Genomic DNA, 17,304 nt, shown 5'->3' with positions numbered 1-17,304 from the left:
CTCGGAAGCAACGGATGGATATATAACCACGAACCCAAACACAACACAAAACGCCCAGGCCAGAGTGCAAATCAGGCCTGGGCGACAGCTCGTCGTAAAGCAGGGTGCTACACGCGTTTTGCTCCCGCGAAGTTCTTTTTGCCGCGGCGCAGCACAAGCCAGGAACCGTGGAGGAAGTCGTCGTCTGTGGGCGCCCACGCCTCGTCCTCGATGCGGACATTGTTCACGTACGCGCCACCTTCCTTGATGGAGCGGCGGGCGGCGCCCTTGGAGTCCGCAAGGCCTGCGCCGACGAGCAGATCCACGATGGTGGTCTCGCCGGAGAACTCGAACACATCGGTCTCAGAAACGGACGCAGCCAGGGTTGCCTCGTCCAAATCCGCAAGCTCGGCGCGCCCAAACAGTGCCTGTGATGCAAGTTCGACAGCCTCGCGCGCCTCGACGCCGTGGACCAGATCGGTCATCTCCTGCGCAAGGCGGCGCTGCGCCTCACGCTTGAACGGGCGCTCCTCCACCTCGACCTCGAGGCGGGCAAGCTCTTCCTGGTCCAGGAAGGTAAACCAGCGCAGGTAGCGGATCACGTCGGCGTCCGCGGTGTTCACGAAGTACTGGTACCAGGTGTACGGGCTGGTCATCTCCGGGTCGAGCCACAGGGACCCGCCGCCGGTGGACTTGCCAAACTTCTTGCCCTCGGAGTCCGTGACCAGCGGCACGGTCAGCGCGTGGGTCTGCGCGCCGTCGATGCGGCGGTTCAGATCCACGCCGGCCACGAGGTTGCCCCACTGGTCGCCGCCGCCGATCTGCAGGATGCAGTCGTGCTCGCGGCGCAGCTGCACGAAGTCGTTCGCCTGCAGCAGCATGTAGGAGAACTCGGTGTAGGAGATGCCGTCGTTTTCCAGGCGACGCTTCACCGTCTCGCGGCCCAGCATGGTGGACAGGGAGAAGTGCTTGCCGATGTCGCGCAGGAACTCGATCGCGCTGAGATCCTTGGTCCAGTCGTTGTTGTTGACCAGCTTCGCGGCGTTGTCGCCGTCAAAGTGCACGAAGCGCTTGAGCTGGCCGGAGATGCGCTCCGCCCAGTCCTTGACGGTGTCCGCGGAGTTCATGGAGCGCTCCCCCACGTCGCGCGGATCGCCGATCATGCCGGTGGCGCCGCCGGCGAGCACGATCGGGGTGTGCCCGGCTTCTTGGAAGCGGCGCAGCATTAACAGCGGCACGAGGTGGCCGGCGTGCAGCGACGGGCCGGTCGGGTCAAACCCGCAGTACAGGGTGATCGGCGCTTGCGTTGCCTCGTGCAGGTTGTCCAGGTCGGTGGACTGGTTGATCAGCCCGCGCCAGGTCAGTTCGTCGATGATGTTTGTGGAAGTCATGGTTGCTTTCTACTTCTAGTTCGCTGGGGTGTAGGGCTCAGCTTCGTCGATGAGCAAAACCGGGATGCCGTCGTCGATGCGATAGGCAATGCCGAGGCGTTCGTTGACCAGGAGCTGCTTTTCCTGGTTGTACTCCAGCGGCCCCTTGTCCTTGGGGCACGCGAGGACGTTGAGAAGCTTCGGATCCAGACTCATGGTTTCGGATCGTACCCGTCGCCGCCGCGGTAGCTGTCGTCGAGTCCGGGCAACTCGCCGAGCTCCTCACGCAGGAACTGTGCCTGAGAGTCCATCGCACGTAGGTTGTCGTCCAAGATGCCCTGCCGCACCCGTCCTGCCGCACGGGTGAGCGTGGTCAGCGAGTCTACGACCACTCGCACCGCGGAGGCGTCGCGGTACTGCGGGGCATCGAGATACGTATCAACGACCTCCGGGTAGTACACCTTCACCACATTCCATATCGTTTGGCGGTGCTCCGGGGTGGGTTCCAAATGCTCCCACTCCGAGAGCACGAACCGGACTGTGTCTTCGAGCGCACGCGCCTGCGCCATCACCTGGCGCGGCGGTCGGGCGCCGCCCAAACGCCTGGACGTCTCCTGCAACGACCGCTCCAGCACCATCGGGGTGGGCTCCGCCGGCGCGGGCGGCAACTCCTTGGGCTTGCGCGCGGGGGTCAGCGCCGCACCTGCACCGTAGGCCGCCAGCGCCGCCACTGGCCAGTAGATGCCAATGCCCACCACAAGGTGCAGCACGACCACCAATATGGCAAGCACCAGCCCAACCTGGTTTTTCGGCGACGCGAAATAACGGGCAACTGGGTTGCCGGAAGGATCATTGGAAGCCACGGATCTCCTTAAACGCCGCCGCGAGGTCGCCGCCAAGCGCGTCGAACACTTCGCCGCCGGTCAGCTCCGCCAGTTCGCGCATCTCCCACTCGCTCGCGTCGCCGTAGAGGATCACAAACACCGGCACGGAGCGCTGCGCCGCCGGCAGCTGCTCGTACTCCTTTTTGAATTTGGAGAAGCGCGGGCCGACGGTGTCTTGGCCGTCGCTGAGCAAGACTATCGACGGGATTCCGCCGGCCGGGTCCGTCTCCCGCAGCGCTTCCAGCAGCGTCTGGTACATCGCCGTGGAGCCGCTTGCGCTCAGCCCGTCCACATACTCCGTCAACTCGGCGGCCGCAGCCGGGTCATCATGGGAGAAACGCGCCGTGACAGGGGCATTCGGCCGGCTGTCGAAGGACTGCAGCGTGACGTTCTCCCGGTCGCGCAGGGAGACGTCGCCGGTGAGGGTGGAAGCGGAGCCGTCGATAAGCGAATGCATGATGTCTTTCAGCGAGGCGATGCGCTCGCCCTCCATCGAGCCCGAGGTGTCCAGCACAAACGTGGTGGTGCCTGGCTGCCGGTAGGTGTTGTCGTAGGCGTACAGCAGTTCGTCCACCACGCCTTCGTTCGCTGGAAACGGCAGCTCGATGACCTGCTGGTCCGCGATCTCCGCGGGGAGATTGTCCACCTGGGCCACCGGCCTGCGGAAGGTGTCCGCGATGTCGGGCTGGTGCTCGAGGAGCCAATTCGCAAGCTTCTCGACGCGTTCCCGCGCGTCCGCATTCGCCGGCTGCGCGAGCGCGGACAGCGGGTAGTCCGCGGAGATGACGCCGTCCGCCGGAACCACAACCTCGATGGGCTGGCCCTGCTGACGCATCTGGTGCAGCGTGGACTCGTAGTTGACAATCGCGTCCGCTCGCCCGGGGTCGTCGGCGAACGCCTCAGCCAGCCAGCCGGAGGACCCGGAGACCATGGATTGGGCCTGGAACAGCTGCTCAAGGCGCGGGCCGACGCGCTCCAGGTCGGCCGGCGCGATGGCGTCGCCGGTGTCCGCCAGCGCGGTGGCCACGGCAACCAGAGCGGAGAATCCGGAGTTGGACGCCTGCGGGTTGGTCATGCCGAAGCTGAACTCGCCTGCCTCCGCGGCCTGGGCGAACTCCGCCCACGTGGGCTGTTTTGTGTCCCAGCCGAGTCGCTTTGCACTGTCCTCCCACACGCCGAACGCGACTGGGCTGGTGGCGATCTTCGACTCGCCGTCCAGCTTGTCGGTGGCGCCGATGAGGTTGACATAGCGGTTGGTGGCGAACCAGGTGGCGTCCACTTTCCCGTCGAAGTCGCCGCGCTTGAGCGTCTGCGAATTGTCCAGGGTGCCGCCGGGAAACTGCATGTCGATAGAAAAGCCGAGGTCCTTGGCAGCCTGGTCGACCAGCCCTTCAAGGTCCTTCAGCTCGGTGGCGGCGACGATGGTCAGGTCGGCTGGAGTGCCGGACCCGGAACCTGCGTCGGAATCTGAGGAGCCGGACGTGCCGCCGTCGAGCGAGGTGCATGATGCGAGTATGAGCGACATCAGGGCGGCGAGAGCTACGAAAAGGCGTTTCACTGGTCGTCCTCCTTTACCGGTGCGGGAGCGCCGGCATAGCGTTGTCCCACTCCGTCGATGAGCTGCTCGAGCCTGTCGTAGGAGGGCGGGTCGATGGAATTGACGTAGCCGGAAGGCGCATCGAGGCCGCGGACCTCGAGCTCCTGCGCTAGGCTGCCGGAGTTCGCGGGGCGGAACCCGTGGCGGGCGGCGAGCTGCTGCAGCTGCGGGTCGTTTGCGAGCAGGCGCCCCAGCTCCTTGCCGCCCTCCGAAACACCGACGATGCCGTGGTTCGCAAGCACCGTGGGGCTCAAGTGCAGCAGCACCATGTCGTCGCGGATACGCGAGTTCGGCCGCATCTGCTCTCCCAAGAACTGTGCCTCGTAGACCATCACCATCGGCGCGGCGCCCATGCCCTGGCTCAGGTAATCCGTGAATGGGCCAGACGAGGACGCCTCGCTGTACCCCTGGGCGGTGAAAAATGGAGCAATTTCGTCGATGAGGTACCCGACGTCGTCTCGTTGCTCCGGGTCGCGCTCGGCCACCTCCCACGCCAGAAGCGACAGGTACATCGCCGCGGAGTTCGAGGTGCGGATGTCCGTGGAGCGGATCTGCACATTGCGTGGCGACGGGTACGCCTCGCCCAGATCACGCCATCGCTTGCCGGAGCGGGCCAGGTCCATGTATGTGTTCACGTCCAGGGTGTACGCGCCGTTGTGTTCGCTGACCACCCCTTCTGCAACCAAGAGGTCGGCGATCGGCTTCCAGCTCGCCACCGCCATCGGCGTGAAGAACGGGAAGTCCACGGAGTAGCCGCTGCCCTGCTCGCGGACCTTCTGCGTCGCCGGCGCCGACGACGGGAAGACGAAGTCCTGCTCCGCAATGTCCGTGGTGGTGGCAATCTGGCGCGAGCCGGCGGTGGTGACGCTGACGCTGTATCCCAGCTCTTCTAGCCGCGCCACCACGTCGGGGTCTTCGAAGTAGGCGCGTTTCTCCGAGCCGATCACGCCGTGTAGCTGCGTCAGTTTGCCGCCAGGCTCGTCGGATGTTCCCCCTTCATCCTCGCCGCCGAAGGGCAGCAGCCCCCGTCCCAGCGCGACGGCGGCGATGACCACCCCAACTAAAATGACGCCAAGCACCACGGAGACTTTCCGCCCCCGGGGCTTGGCGTCACGGCTGCTCGGCACACTCATAGCTCACATGCTAAATGGCCGGGCCGACATGCGCGCCGCAATCGACGAACTACTTCGCGCGCACCGGCGTTGTCGCCCAGTCGCGTGCGGCCTTGTTCGCCTCGCGCACGCGCTCGCGCTGCTCCTCCACTCGCGGGCGTGCGGTGCCGCCGCGGGTGTCGCGGGATGCTACCGCGCCGTCGACGGTGAGCACTTCGCGGACCTCAGGGAGCAGCCGCTTATCGACGCTTTGCAGTTCCTCGTCCGTCAGGTCGACCAGATCCACGCCGCGGGATTCCGCGATGCGGACGCAGGCGCCGGAGGCCTCGTGGGCCTCGCGGAACGGCACGCCCTGGCGCACCATCCACTCGGCCAGATCCGTTGCCAGCGTGAAGCCTGCTGGGGCGAGCTCGCGCATGCGGTCCTCGTGGAACGTCAGCGTGGACACCAGGCCGGTGAACGCTGGCAGGAGGATGGACAGCTGAGTCACGGAATCCACCAGCGGCTCCTTGTCCTCCTGGAGGTCGCGGTTGTACGCCAGCGGCATGGCCTTGAGCGTGGCCAACAGTCCGGTGAGGTTGCCAATTAGGCGTCCAGCCTTGCCGCGGGCGAGCTCCGGGACGTCCGGGTTCTTCTTCTGCGGCATGATCGACGAGCCCGTGGACCACGCGTCGTGCAGCGTGACGTAGCCGAACTCCGGCGTGGACCAGGCGATGATCTCCTCAGCGAAACGGGAGACGTCGATGGCGATCTGCGCGAGCACGTAGGCAGACTCGGCGGCGAAATCGCGCGAGGCGGTGCCGTCGAGTGAGTTGTCCGTGGCGGAGTCGAAGCCGAGCTCCTCTGCGATCGCTTCCGGGTCCAGGTGCAGCGAGGAGCCTGCCAGCGCACCGGAACCGTACGGCGAGACCGCGAGGCGCTTGTCCGCGTCCTGGATGCGCTCCAGGTCGCGCAGCAGCGGCTGAGCGTGCGCCAGAAGCGAGTGCGCGAGCAGAATCGGCTGCGCGGCCTGGAAGTGGGTCTTGCCCGGCATGATCGCGTCCGGGTGGGCCTCGGCCTGCTGGACAATCGCGTCGATCAGGTCAGACACGTCCTGGGCCACACCGCGGAGAGCATCTCGCAGCCACATGCGGAACATCGCAGCCACCTGGTCGTTGCGGGAGCGGCCTGCGCGCAGGCGGCCGCCGACTTCGGGGCCGACGCGGTCGATCAGGCCGCGCTCCATCGCGCCGTGCACGTCTTCGTCGGTGGGCAGCGGGCCGAACGAGCCGTCGGCGACGTCGCGCCCAAGCTGGTCGAGACCGTCGAGCATCACCGTGAGGTCTTCGTCGCTAAGCAAACCTGCCTTGTTGAGCACCTTCGCGTGCGCCTTGGACGCGAGCACGTCGTAGGGTGCGAGCACCCAGTCGAAGTGGGTGGACACGGACAGGGCGAACATCGCCTCAGAGGGGCCGCCGGAGAAACGGCCGCCCCACAGCGCGCCCTCATTGGTCTTGTGCTGCTGCATCGACTACTTCTCCTGGTCGGCGCCAGCGGCACGATCGCGCTTGTTGGCGATCTGGGAGGACAGACCGTGCAGGCGCACGAAGCCCTTGGCCAGGGTCTGGTCGAAGGAATCGCCGGTGTCGTAGGTGGCCAGGTTGAAGTCGTACAGGGAGTGGTTGGAGCGGCGGCCGTTGACGGTGCAAGTGCCGGCGTGCAGCACCATGCGGATGTCGCCGGTGACGTGCTCCTGGGTGGACTCGATGAACGCGTCCAGGGAGCGCTTCAGCGGGCCGAACCAGAGGCCGTCGTAAACCTCCTCGGACCAGCGGGCGTCGATGAGGCGCTTGTAGCGGGCCAGCTCGCGCTCGACGGTGACATCCTCGAGCGCCTTGTGCGCGGTGATCAGCGCAACAGCACCCGGTGCTTCGTAGACCTCGCGGGACTTGATGCCCACCAGGCGGTCCTCCACCATGTCCAGGCGGCCGATGCCCTGGGCGCCGGCGCGGCGGTTCAGCTCCTCGATGGCTTCGAGGACGGTGACCTTGCGGCCGTCGATAGCCACCGGCTTACCTGCCTCGAAGGAAATGATTATCTCGTCCGGGGCGTTGCCCAGCGCCGGATCCTCGGTGTAGGCGTAGAGGTCCTTTGTCGGCGGGTTCCACAGGTCCTCCAGGAAGCCGGTCTCGACTGCACGGCCCCAGACGTTCTGGTCGATGGAGAACGGAGACGCGGCGGACTGCTCGATGGGCAGGTCCTTGCCCTCGGCGTACTCGATGGCCTTGTCGCGGGTCCAGGCGTAGTCGCGGGCCGGGGCGATGATCTCCAAGTCCGGGTCCTGGTTGAGGAAGCCGACCTCGAAACGGACCTGGTCGTTGCCCTTGCCGGTGCAGCCGTGGGCGACGTGGGTGCCGCCGTACTTGTGGCCGGCCTCCACCAAGTGCTTGACAATCAGCGGGCGGGAAATGGCGGAGACCAGCGGGTATTCGCCCTGGTACATGCCGTTGGCCTTGATGGTGGGCAGGCAGTATTCCTCAGCGAACTCGTCCTTGGCGTCCACCACGATGGACTCCACGGCGCCGCAGTCCAGCGCGCGCTGGCGCACGGACTCCATGTCCTCGCCGCCCTGCCCCAGGTCCAGGGAGACGGCGATGACCTCGCCGTCCGTCATCTCACCCAGGTACGGGATTGCTACGGACGTGTCCAGGCCGCCCGAGTACGCGAGCACAACGCGGTTAGTCATAGTGAAAGATCTCCTTCGAAGTCCAGGATGATTCAGAATTATTCAGTGTAAGTAAAATTATGCGATCGGCGCCGCAATGTCTACTCGCCGACGCTTTCTTTCAGCCCGAACAGCTGCTGCGCCAGCTCTTTGCCGGTGAGCGGCTCGCGGGCGACCACGAAGACCGTGTCGTCGCCAGCGATCGAGCCGACCACCTGGTCGAGCCCCACGCGGTCGATGTAGCTGGCCAGGTACTGGGCCGCCCCGGGAGGCGTGCGCACCACGGCGATCTGCCCGGAGTAGTCGACGGAGACGACCAGCTCCTCGATCATGCGGCGCAGCTTTTCGCGCGGGCCGGAGTGCGCCGTCTCCAGCGAGTCCGCCTCCGAGCCCACGGTGTAGTAGGCGCGGCCGCCCGCACGGGGACGGACTTTCTTCGCGCCGAGCTCGTCCAGGTCGCGCGAGAGGGTGGCTTGGGTGATGTCGATGCCTTCGTCCAGCAGCAGCTCAGACAGCTGCACCTGGGAGGACACGCGGGTTGATTCGAGCAGCTCGAGGATTCTCGCCTGCCGCGCGGTGCGGGATACAGGTTGGGTCATACTTGGTGCTCCAAAAGCCAGGCCAGCAGCGCCTTCTGGGCGTGCAGGCGGTTTTCAGCTTCATCGAAGACGCGCGATTGCGGCCCGTCGATGACTTCCGCGGCGACTTCGCTCCCGCGGTACGCGGGAAGGCAATGCAAGAATATTGCATCCTCGGCCGCGCGCGACATCAGGGCAGCATCCACCTGGTACGGCAAAAACGGGGTGCGGCGGTCCTTGCCGTCCTCCTCCATGCCCATGGAAACCCACGTGTCCGTGATGACCACATTCGCGCCCTCCGCAGCGGCAATATCGGAGGTCACTGCCACTGCAGCACCGGTTTCCTCACCGCGGCGCCGTGCGCGCGCAACGAACTCGTCGCGCGGCTGGAAGCCGTCCGGCGCGATGACGGTGATGTCCACGCCGGCAGTGGCAAAGCCGATGAGGTAGGAGTTAGCCATGTTGTTGTCGCCGTCTCCCAGGTAGACGGCCTTCAACCCCTTCAGCCCCGCCGGGCCCTCGTCCGGGCAGAAGTTTTCGACCACCGTTTGCAGGTCGGCGAGGATCTGGCACGGGTGCAGGTCGTCGGACAGGGCGTTGATGATCGGCACGGTGGCCGTTTCCGCCATTTCCAGCAGGTTGTCGTGGGCGTAGGTGCGCCACACAATCGCCTCGACAAACCGCGACAGCACCGCGCCGGTGTCCTGGTAGCTCTCTTTCGTGCCCATCTGCGAGTTGCCGCTTTCGGTGACAATCGCGCGCCCGCCGAGCTGCGCGATGCCGGCGTCGAAGGAGTACCGGGTGCGGGTGGAGGTTTTGTCGAACAGCACGGCGACGGACTTCGGCCCCTCAAGCGGTCGGCGCGAGAAGGGCTCGCGCTTCAGCTCCGCGGCAAGTGCGAGCACCTCGGCTTGCTCCTTGGGGGTCAGGTCGTCGTCTGCCAGGAAGTGTCTGACCATCGTTCTAGCTCCTATCTTTCGCTGCATCGATTGCGCGGGCGAGGCGCTTCATCGCCTCAACAATCTCATCGTCGGTAATCACCAGGGGCGGTGTCAGGCGGATGACGTCGTCGCCCGGTGCGTTCAAAATCAGGCCTTCTTCGAGCCCCTGCTTGACGACGAGCTTCGCCACCGCCTCATCCAGCACCACCCCGAGCATCAGCCCGCGCCCGCGGACGCTTCTGACACCGGGGATCTGCGAAGCAGTGCTGGTAAGCAGTTGCCCCTTGCGGCGCACTTCCGCGAGGAAGGCCTCGTCGACGACCCCTAGTACTGCGTTTGCTGCGGCGCAGGCGACGGGGTTGCCGCCGAAGGTGGTGCCGTGCGAGCCCGGGGTGAACAGCTTCGCTGCCTTGCCGCGGGCGATGGTTGCGCCGATGGGCAGTCCCCCGCCCAAGCCTTTAGCCATGGTGATCACGTCGGGGAGGACGCCTTCGTGCTGGAACGCGAAGAAGTCGCCGGTGCGGCCGACGCCAGTTTGGACCTCGTCGGTGATGAAGAGGATCCCGTGGGCGTCGGAAAGCTCACGCACCGCTTTAAGGAAACCTTCCGGCGCGGGGATGACTCCCGTTTCGCCCTGGATGGGCTCCAGGATGATCGCGGCGGTGTTGCCCGGGTCCTGTTGCACCAGGGCCTCGAGTGCCTCGATGTCGCCGTAGGGGAAGAACTCGACGCCAGCCGGCATGGGTTCGAACGGCGCGCGCTTGTCCGGTTGGCCGGTCAGTGCAAGCGAGCCCATGGTGCGGCCGTGGAATCCGCGCTCAGCTGCGAGGATGCGGCGGCGGCCAGTCAGGCGCGCGAGCTTGAAGGCAGCCTCGTTGGCTTCGGCGCCGGAGTTGCAGAAAAACACCCGCGCGGTCTCGTCGCCGACCCGGGGTCGCAAGGCCTCGGCGACCTCCACCACCGGTTGGGAGCCGAAGAGGTTAGACACGTGGCCAAGCGTCGCCACCTGCGCGCTCACCGCCTCGACGACGGCCTGGTGCGCGTGGCCGAGCGCGTTGACAGCGATGCCGGCGAGCATGTCTATGTAAGTGTTGCCGTCCGCGTCCGTGACGGTGGAGCCCTCGCCGGAGACAAGCTCCACCGGCGGCGCCGGGTAGGTATCTAGCAGCGCGTTAGTCCAACGCGAAGAAAACTCACTCATGCGTCGTCCTTTCTAAAGATCGTTCCGTCCGGGTAGTGCGCGCGGTCGTAGTCGTCCGGCAGCACCATGGTGCCAACGCCGCCCATGGTCAGAAGCTCCAGCAGCACGGAGTGGGCCACGCGGCCGTCGATAACGTGCGCCGCCTTCACCCCGCCCTGGACCGCGGTGAGGCAAGCCTCCATCTTCGGGATCATGCCGGTGTCCAAGCCGGGCAGCATCTTGGCCAGCTCGCCCGCCTCAATCTTGGACAGTAGCGAGTCCTTGTTCGGCCAGTCTGTGTACAGCCCCTCGACGTTGGTGAGCACCACCAGGCGCTCGGCACCGATCGCTGCGGCGAGCGCACCCGCGGCCTCGTCGGCGTTGATGTTGTACACCTCGCCGTCCTTCCCCGGTGCGATGCCGGAGACCACCGGGATGCGGCCGGCCTCGATGATGTCCATCACCGCCTCCGGGTTCACGTCCGTGATCGTGCCCACCAGGCCGATGTCCTGCAGTTGGCCGTCGACGACCACCTCGCGCTGCTTCGCGGTAAACAACCCGGCGTCCTCGCCCGAAGTACCCACCGCGTAGGGCCCGTGCGAGTTGATCTTGCCCAGCAGGTCCCGACCCACCTGGCCGAAGAGCACCATGCGCACCACGTCCAGGATCTCCGGGGTGGTCACGCGGAACCCGCCGATGAACTCCCCGCCGTCCAGCCCCAAGCGGCCGAGCATCTGGGTGATCTGCGGCCCTCCGCCGTGCACCACCACGGGTTTCGCGCCCACGGTGCGCAAGAAGACCATGTCGGCGGCGAAGGCTGCCTTTAAGTCCTCATCGATCATGGCGTTGCCGCCGTACTTGACCACCACGATCTTGTCGCGGTAGTGCTGCAGCCACGGCAGCGCCTCCGCCAGCACAGTGGCGCGCTGCTCGTTGGTCAGATTCGGCATCATCTCACCTACCTCCTAGCTGGTGTAGGCCGAGTTGATCTCAACGTAGGCGTGCGACAGGTCCGTCGTGCGCACCGTCGCACGGCCCTCGCCGCCAGTGCCCAGATCCACCACCACCGCGATGTCCGCCCCGCTCAAGTCCACGTCCCGCGCGCCGGGTACCGCAGCGGAGTGTTCGCAGACGGTGTGCCCGTTGAAAGTCACCGAGATATTGTCCGCGTCCATCTCCGCCTCCGCCATGCCCACAGCGGCGAGCACACGGCCCCAGTTCGGGTCGGAGCCGAACATCGCCGTCTTGACCAGGCTGTCGCGGCCGATGGTGCGCGCGGCGTGAAGCGCCTCATCGTCCTCCGCGGCGCCTTCGACGGTGATGCTCACACGCTTGGTCACGCCCTCGGCGTCGGACTGCATCATCGCCGCCAGCTGCGCGCAGGCCTCGTACACCGCGGCGTCCAGCTCGTCCTGGTTCGGGGTCGCCCCGCTTGCGCCGTTGGCCAACGCAATGACGGTGTCGTTGGTGGAGGTGGAACCGTCGATGTCCAGGGTGTTGAAGGTGGTTGCGGTGGCGCGCTCCAGCGCGGTCTGCAGCGCCTGGGCCTCCACCTTCGCATCGGTGGTCAGGCACACCAGCATCGTCGCCAGCGACGGCGCCATCATGCCGGCGCCTTTGCCCATGCCGCCAAGAGTCCAGCCGTCACCCTTGACCAACACTTCCTTGGCCACGGTGTCGGTGGTGCGGATGGCTTCGGCGGCGTCCGCGCCGTTGTCGCCGAGCTGATTGACCACGGCTGCAATGCCGCTTTCCACCTTCTCCATCGGCAGCAGATCGCCGATGATGCCGGTGGAGCAGACGGCTACCTGGGCGGGCTTCGCGCCCACACCTTCGGCGACGAGCCGCTGCATAGTTTGCGCGTCATGCAGCCCTTGCTCGCCGGTGCAGGCGTTGGCGTTGCCGGAGTTGAACACCACCGCCTTCAGCTCGCCGGAGGACACCGCCGCGCGGCTGATTTTCACGGGCGCGGCGAAGACTTTGTTGCGCGTGAAAACCGCGGCCGCGGCGAATTCGGGACCTTCGTTGACGACGACGGCCATGTCCCGTTTGCCGGATGCTTTCAGGCCCGCGCTTGTGGCGGCGGCGGAGAAACCTTGAGGGGCGGTGACTCCAAGAGTGCTCATGGTGGAGGGGGTCCTTTCAGAAAAAAGAGGTAAGGGGTGTCTCGTCGGCGGTTACGGAGCCACCGCGGCTCGCGACAGACCCGCCCCCTCCTCGAACCCGAGCGCAAGGTTCATGCACTGCACCGCCGCTCCCCCGGTGCCCTTGGTCAGGTTGTCGATGGCGCTGGTGGCCACAACCTTGCCTGCCGCCCTATCAACCTCGACCTGGACGTGGCACATGTTGGAGCCCACCACGTGCTGCGTCTGCGGCTGCTGGCCGGCGGGCAGCAGGTGCACGAACGGCTCCTCGGCGTAGGCCTTGTCGTATGCAGCGCGCACCGCCGCCGCGTCCACTCCCTGTGCAAGCGGCGCGGTGACGGTAGTGAGGATGCCGCGCGGCAGCGGCGCGAGCACCGGCGTGAAGCTCACGGCGACCTGGCCACCCGCGACTTCCTCGAGGTTCTGCGCAATCTCCGGTGTGTGCCTGTGCGCGCCAGCGACGCTGTAGGCCTTCAGCGAGCCCATTGTCTCCGCGCCGAGCATGTCCAGCTTGGCCTTCTTGCCAGCCCCGGACACGCCGGTAATAGCCACCACCGTCAGGTCCGGCTCCACCAGGCCCGCCTGCACCGCCGGCCATGCGGCGAGCGTGGCACCCGTGGGAAAGCACCCGGGAACAGCGATGCGCGTTGCCTTTGCGACGTCCTCCCGGTGCCCCGGTAACTCCGGCAACCCGTAGGGCCACGCTCCCGCGTGCTCTGAGCGGTAGTAGGCGCGCCAGGCTTCGGCATCGCGCAGGCGGAAGTCGGCGGCGCAGTCGATGACGGTCACGTCCTCGCCGAGTGCTGCGCCGATGGCCGCGGAGTGGCCGTGCGGCAGCCCCAAAAAGACCACGTCGTGGCCGGAGAGCACCTCGACGGTGGTCTCTTCGATGACCCGGTCGGCCAGCTCCGGCAGGTGCGGCATGAGCTCGCCGACACGCTGGCCGGCGTTGGACGCGCCGGTGAGCGCGCCAATCTCCAGCTCGCCCGCGACATACGCCGGGTGGCCTAGCAGCAGGCGGAGAATCTCACCGCCTGCATAACCCGTGGCCCCCGCGACCGCTACGTTGACAACCTTGCCTTCTGACATGGTCGCAAGTGTATCAGTTATGCAGTCGCGTGGAAGTTATTCACCGAAATATATTTAGCCGCGCATTTCTGCGCCGAAGCGCTCCTTAGCCAACTCAGCTGCCTTCAGGCGCGCCTCGGAGGCTTCTTCCTCGGTCAGCGTGCGGTCCGGGGCGCGGAACGCCAGGCCAAACGCGAGGGACTTTTTGCCTTCGCCGAGGTTGTCGGAACGGTAGACGTCGAACAGCGTGACTGCTTCGACGAGCTCGCCGGCGCCCTCCTGGACTGCGCGGCGCACGTCCTCGGCCGCCACAGCCTCGTCGACGACCAGCGCGATATCCTGGTTGAGCAGCGGGAACGCGGACAGACGCGGCGCAGGCAGGCGCTCTGCCAGCGGGATGGCGGTCAGATCGACCTCCATCGCGCAGGTGCGCGCCGGCAGGTTCAGCTTCTCCAGGATCTGCGGGTGCAGCTCGCCGGCGTGGCCGACAACCTCGCCGTCAACTTTGAGCTCCGCGCAGCGGCCCGGGTGCCACGGCAGGTACTCGGCCGCCTCAACATCCAGGTCGACGCCGCACACGCGGGCGACGAGCTGGGCGGCCTCGATGGCGTCGGACCACTCGTAGGCGCGGCCCTTGCCCCACGGGCCTTCCAGCTCCGTGTTGCCCAGCGCCACCGTCGCGGCGTGGAGGTGCTGCTTCGGCAGCGACTCGATGAGCTCTGCGACGACCTCGTCCGCGGGGCGCTCGGACACGTCCGGCAGTGGCGAGACGTCCGCGCGCTTCTCCGAGGTCTGCGCCACCGAGTAGATGGCCATATCCCCGCGGCCGCGCGCGACGTTTCGGCCCGCGGCCTCCAGCATCGGCGGCAGCAGTGTGGTGCCGAGGATGCCGTAGTCCGCGTCCAGGGGGTTCTGCACCTTCACGGTGTTGCGGCGCGGATCGTCCGCGTCGAGGCCCCAGGTGTCGAACGTGTCGTTGGCGATAAACGGCGTGGGGATGATCTCCGCGTAGTCGGAGTACGCCAGCGCGTGGGTCACCGCACGGCGGCGTCGCTGCAGCGGGCTCAGGCCGCGGCCGCCGCGGGGCGTGGGCAGGATCGACGGGATGTCGTCCAAGCCCTCCAGGCGCACGACCTCCTCGACCAGCTCCACCGGCACGGTGATGTCGGTGCGCCAAGTCGGCGGGGTGACTTCAAGCTCCTCGCCGTCGCCAGCGACCTCGCAGCCGACTTCCTGCAGGCGGCGCACCACGGTCTCGCGTGCGTACTCCACACCGATCAGCTCAGCCGGGCGCGTCGCGCGCATCGCAATCGCGTCACGCTTCTCGACGTCACCGACCAGCGTCCTACCCGCATGAATCGTTCCGCCGGCGATGTCCACCAGCAGCGCGCACGCGATGTCGAGGGCGTTTTCCACCAGCTGCGGGTCCACGCCGCGCTCGAAACGGCGCGATGCTTCCGAGCTCAGCTTCAGCCGGCGCGCGGTACGCGCCACGGTCAGCGGGTCCCAGGTCGCGGCCTCGAAGTGGACGTTGACCGTCTCGTCCGAGATTTCGGAAGTGGTGCCGCCCATGACACCGGCGAGGGACTGAATGCCGTTGTCGTCACTGATCACCACATCTTCTGCGGTCAGCGTGCGCTCGACGTGGTCGAGCGTTTCAAACTTCTCGCCGTCGGCGGCGTTGTGCACGCGCAGGCCGCCGGCAATCTTGTCGGCGTCGAAGGCGTGCATCGGCTGGCCGGTCAGCAGCATGACGTAATTGGTCACGTCCGTCGCAGCGTTGACCGAGCGCACACCGGCAAGCATAAGCTCGCGCTGCATCCAAAACGGTGCGGTCGCGTTCGGGTCGATGCCTTCGACGGTGCGCACGCCGAACCGCTTGGCCTTGGTGGACTCTTCCACGGAAACCGCGATGGTCTCGCCAGACGGAGCTGGCACGCCAGCAATGTCGATGCCAGCGATTGCCGGATCCTGCGCCACGTCGGAGAACTCCAGGTCGAAGGCGGAGGCGATCTCGCGGGTCAGGCCGCGGGCGGACAGGGCGTAGCCGCGGTCCGGGGTGACGTTGACATCGAAGACGGTGTCGTCCGAGCCCAGAATCTCGCGGGCGTCCTGGCCGGGGGTGGCGGAGCCGTCGTGAAGCGTAATGATGCCCTCGCTTTTCGCGGTGAGCCCGAGCTCGGCCGCGGAGGCCATCATGCCTGCGGAGATGTGGTCGTAGGTCTCACGCGCGGAGATCTCGAATCCGCCCGGCAGCACCGCGCCCGGAAGCGAGACGACCACCAGGTCGCCCTGCTTGAAATTGCGGGCGCCGCAGATGATGCCCTGCGGCTCACCGGTGCCGTTCGCCTGGCCCACGTCCACCTGGCAGTAGCGGATGGGCTTCTTAAAGCCGGTCAGCTCCTCGATCTCGGCGACGCGCCCGATCGCCAGCGGGCCGGTGACCTCCGGGAGCGGCGCGTAGCCCTCGGTTTCGAAGCCGACGCGCACGAAGCCCGCGTCAAGCTCCTCGTCGGTGGGGTTGAAATCCTTGTTACCTGCGTTCTGCAGCAGGCGGACGATCCAGTTTTTGGAAATGAGCATTATCGAGAGTCTCCTTTACGCCTGCACGCCGAACGGGATAGTGAAACGGACGTCGCCTTCGACCATGTCGCGCATGTCCGACAAACCATTGCGGAACTGCAGGGTGCGCTCCAAGCCCATGCCGAACGCGAAGCCGGAGTAGACCTCCGGGTCGATGCCTACGGCACGCAGCACGTTCGGGTTGACCATGCCGCAGCCGCCCCATTCGATCCAGCCCGCGCCGCCCTTCTTGTTGCGGAACCACACGTCCACCTCAGCGGACGGCTCGGTGAACGGGAAGTAGTTGGTGCGCATGCGCGTTTTCGTCTCCGGGCCGAACAGCACCTTGGCCAGGTGGTCGAGGGTGCCGCGCAGGTGCGCCATGGTCAGTCCCCTGTCCACGGCCAAGCCCTCCACCTGGTGGAACACAGGGGTGTGGGTGGCGTCCAGCTCGTCGGTGCGGAACACGCGGCCCGGACACGCAATGTAGATGGGCACGTCACGCTCGAGCATGGTGCGCACCTGCACCGGCGAAGTGTGGGTGCGCATGACCTGCTTGGAGCCTTCCTCGCCGATGTAGAAGGTGTCCTGCAGGGTGCGCGCCGGGTGGTCCGGGATGAAGTTCAGCGCGTCGAAGTTGAAGTACTCCGCCTCCACTTCGGGGCCTTCCGCGACTTCCCAGCCCATGCCGATGAAGATGTCCGCAATGTGTTCGGACAGCGTGGTGATCGGGTGCATCGCACCCGCCTGCGTGCGGGAGGTGGGCAGGGTGACGTCCACCTTCTCCTCGCGCAGCTGCTTCTCGCGGTGCTCCGCTTCGCGCTGCACGCGCAGCTGGGCGTAGGCCTTTTCTGCGCGGCCGCGGGCCATGTTCACGAACCGACCGGCATCCTTGCGCTGATCCTTGGGCAGCGTTCCAAGTGCGCGGCGGGCCTGCGGAATCGGGGCCTTCTCCCCCAGGTGCGCACGGTGCGCCTCCTCCAGCGCAGCGAGGTCCTCGGCCGCCTCAAAAGCAGCGATCGCCTCGTCCGCCGCCTTGTTCAGGGCGTCCTCGGTCAGTTCAATCTCCGGAGTTGGGTTTGCGTTGTCGGCCACGCTCGTGTTCACCCGCACCTTTCCACAAGTGCGCTGCGCTGTTTATACAGACCGCAGCAGTGTCGGTTCAAAAGCGTCCACCACTTTACC

The 17,304-nt window shown here is 66.5% G+C and carries 15 protein-coding genes; all 15 read right to left on the bottom strand.

What is annotated here, in order from left to right; all coding sequences use genetic code 11:
- Nucleotides 1-107: 107 nt before the first annotated feature.
- Nucleotides 108-1,370, bottom strand: coding sequence for a tyrosine--tRNA ligase (gene tyrS, locus HMPREF3151_RS02655; protein ID WP_070473211.1), 1,263 nt, complete (start codon nt 1,368-1,370; stop codon nt 108-110).
- Between the two features lie 15 nt (nt 1,371-1,385).
- Complete coding sequence (locus tag HMPREF3151_RS02650) at nt 1,386-1,565, bottom strand: Trm112 family protein (protein ID WP_070473209.1); 180 nt, start codon at nt 1,563-1,565, stop codon at nt 1,386-1,388.
- On the bottom strand, nt 1,562-2,212 hold the full coding sequence (locus tag HMPREF3151_RS02645; RefSeq protein WP_070473206.1) for a hypothetical protein: 651 nt from the start codon (nt 2,210-2,212) through the stop codon (nt 1,562-1,564). The genes HMPREF3151_RS02650 and HMPREF3151_RS02645 overlap by 4 nt, the downstream gene beginning before the upstream one ends.
- Nucleotides 2,199-3,791, bottom strand: coding sequence for a VWA domain-containing protein (locus tag HMPREF3151_RS02640; protein ID WP_246815180.1), 1,593 nt, complete (start codon nt 3,789-3,791; stop codon nt 2,199-2,201). Before HMPREF3151_RS02640 ends, HMPREF3151_RS02645 begins: the two co-directional genes overlap by 14 nt.
- Nucleotides 3,788-4,963, bottom strand: a complete 1,176-nt coding sequence (locus HMPREF3151_RS02635) for a hypothetical protein (RefSeq protein WP_070473203.1) — start codon at nt 4,961-4,963, stop codon at nt 3,788-3,790. The genes HMPREF3151_RS02640 and HMPREF3151_RS02635 overlap by 4 nt, the downstream gene beginning before the upstream one ends.
- A gap of 49 nt (nt 4,964-5,012) precedes the next feature.
- Complete coding sequence (gene argH / locus HMPREF3151_RS02630) at nt 5,013-6,449, bottom strand: argininosuccinate lyase (protein WP_070473200.1); 1,437 nt, start codon at nt 6,447-6,449, stop codon at nt 5,013-5,015.
- Nucleotides 6,450-6,452: 3 nt separating this feature from the next.
- The gene (locus HMPREF3151_RS02625) at nt 6,453-7,667 is read right to left on the bottom strand and encodes an argininosuccinate synthase (RefSeq protein WP_070473197.1); all 1,215 of its coding nucleotides are present in this window, start codon (nt 7,665-7,667) and stop codon (nt 6,453-6,455) included.
- Between the two features lie 80 nt (nt 7,668-7,747).
- Nucleotides 7,748-8,245, bottom strand: a complete 498-nt coding sequence (locus HMPREF3151_RS02620) for an arginine repressor (protein WP_070473196.1) — start codon at nt 8,243-8,245, stop codon at nt 7,748-7,750.
- Nucleotides 8,242-9,183, bottom strand: a complete 942-nt coding sequence (gene argF, locus HMPREF3151_RS02615) for an ornithine carbamoyltransferase (RefSeq protein ID WP_083290143.1) — start codon at nt 9,181-9,183, stop codon at nt 8,242-8,244. The genes HMPREF3151_RS02620 and argF overlap by 4 nt, the downstream gene beginning before the upstream one ends.
- A 4-nt stretch (nt 9,184-9,187) precedes the next feature.
- Nucleotides 9,188-10,366 carry an acetylornithine transaminase gene (locus HMPREF3151_RS02610; protein WP_070473189.1) on the bottom strand — a complete coding sequence of 393 codons (1,179 nt, stop codon included), beginning with the start codon at nt 10,364-10,366 and terminating at the stop codon, nt 9,188-9,190.
- Nucleotides 10,363-11,298, bottom strand: coding sequence for an acetylglutamate kinase (gene argB / locus HMPREF3151_RS02605; protein WP_070473186.1), 936 nt, complete (start codon nt 11,296-11,298; stop codon nt 10,363-10,365). Before argB ends, HMPREF3151_RS02610 begins: the two co-directional genes overlap by 4 nt.
- Nucleotides 11,299-11,310: 12 nt before the next feature.
- Nucleotides 11,311-12,471 carry a bifunctional glutamate N-acetyltransferase/amino-acid acetyltransferase ArgJ gene (gene argJ / locus HMPREF3151_RS02600; protein WP_070473183.1) on the bottom strand — a complete coding sequence of 387 codons (1,161 nt, stop codon included), beginning with the start codon at nt 12,469-12,471 and terminating at the stop codon, nt 11,311-11,313.
- Nucleotides 12,472-12,522: 51 nt separating this feature from the next.
- A complete protein-coding gene (gene argC, locus HMPREF3151_RS02595; RefSeq protein ID WP_070473179.1) occupies nt 12,523-13,578 on the bottom strand; it encodes an N-acetyl-gamma-glutamyl-phosphate reductase in 1,056 nt (351 codons plus the stop codon).
- A gap of 54 nt (nt 13,579-13,632) precedes the next feature.
- A complete protein-coding gene (pheT, locus tag HMPREF3151_RS02590) occupies nt 13,633-16,140 on the bottom strand; it encodes a phenylalanine--tRNA ligase subunit beta (protein WP_070473176.1) in 2,508 nt (835 codons plus the stop codon).
- A gap of 15 nt (nt 16,141-16,155) precedes the next feature.
- Nucleotides 16,156-17,226: a phenylalanine--tRNA ligase subunit alpha gene (pheS, locus tag HMPREF3151_RS02585; RefSeq protein ID WP_246815179.1), complete on the bottom strand. Its 1,071-nt coding sequence runs from the start codon at nt 17,224-17,226 to the stop codon at nt 16,156-16,158.
- Between the last annotated feature and the right edge of the window lie 78 nt (nt 17,227-17,304).

Origin of the sequence: Corynebacterium sp. HMSC05H05, from assembly GCF_001807265.1 — a bacterium.
GTDB lineage: Bacteria > Actinomycetota > Actinomycetes > Mycobacteriales > Mycobacteriaceae > Corynebacterium.
This window is presented reverse-complemented; position numbering and strand designations above follow the sequence as displayed.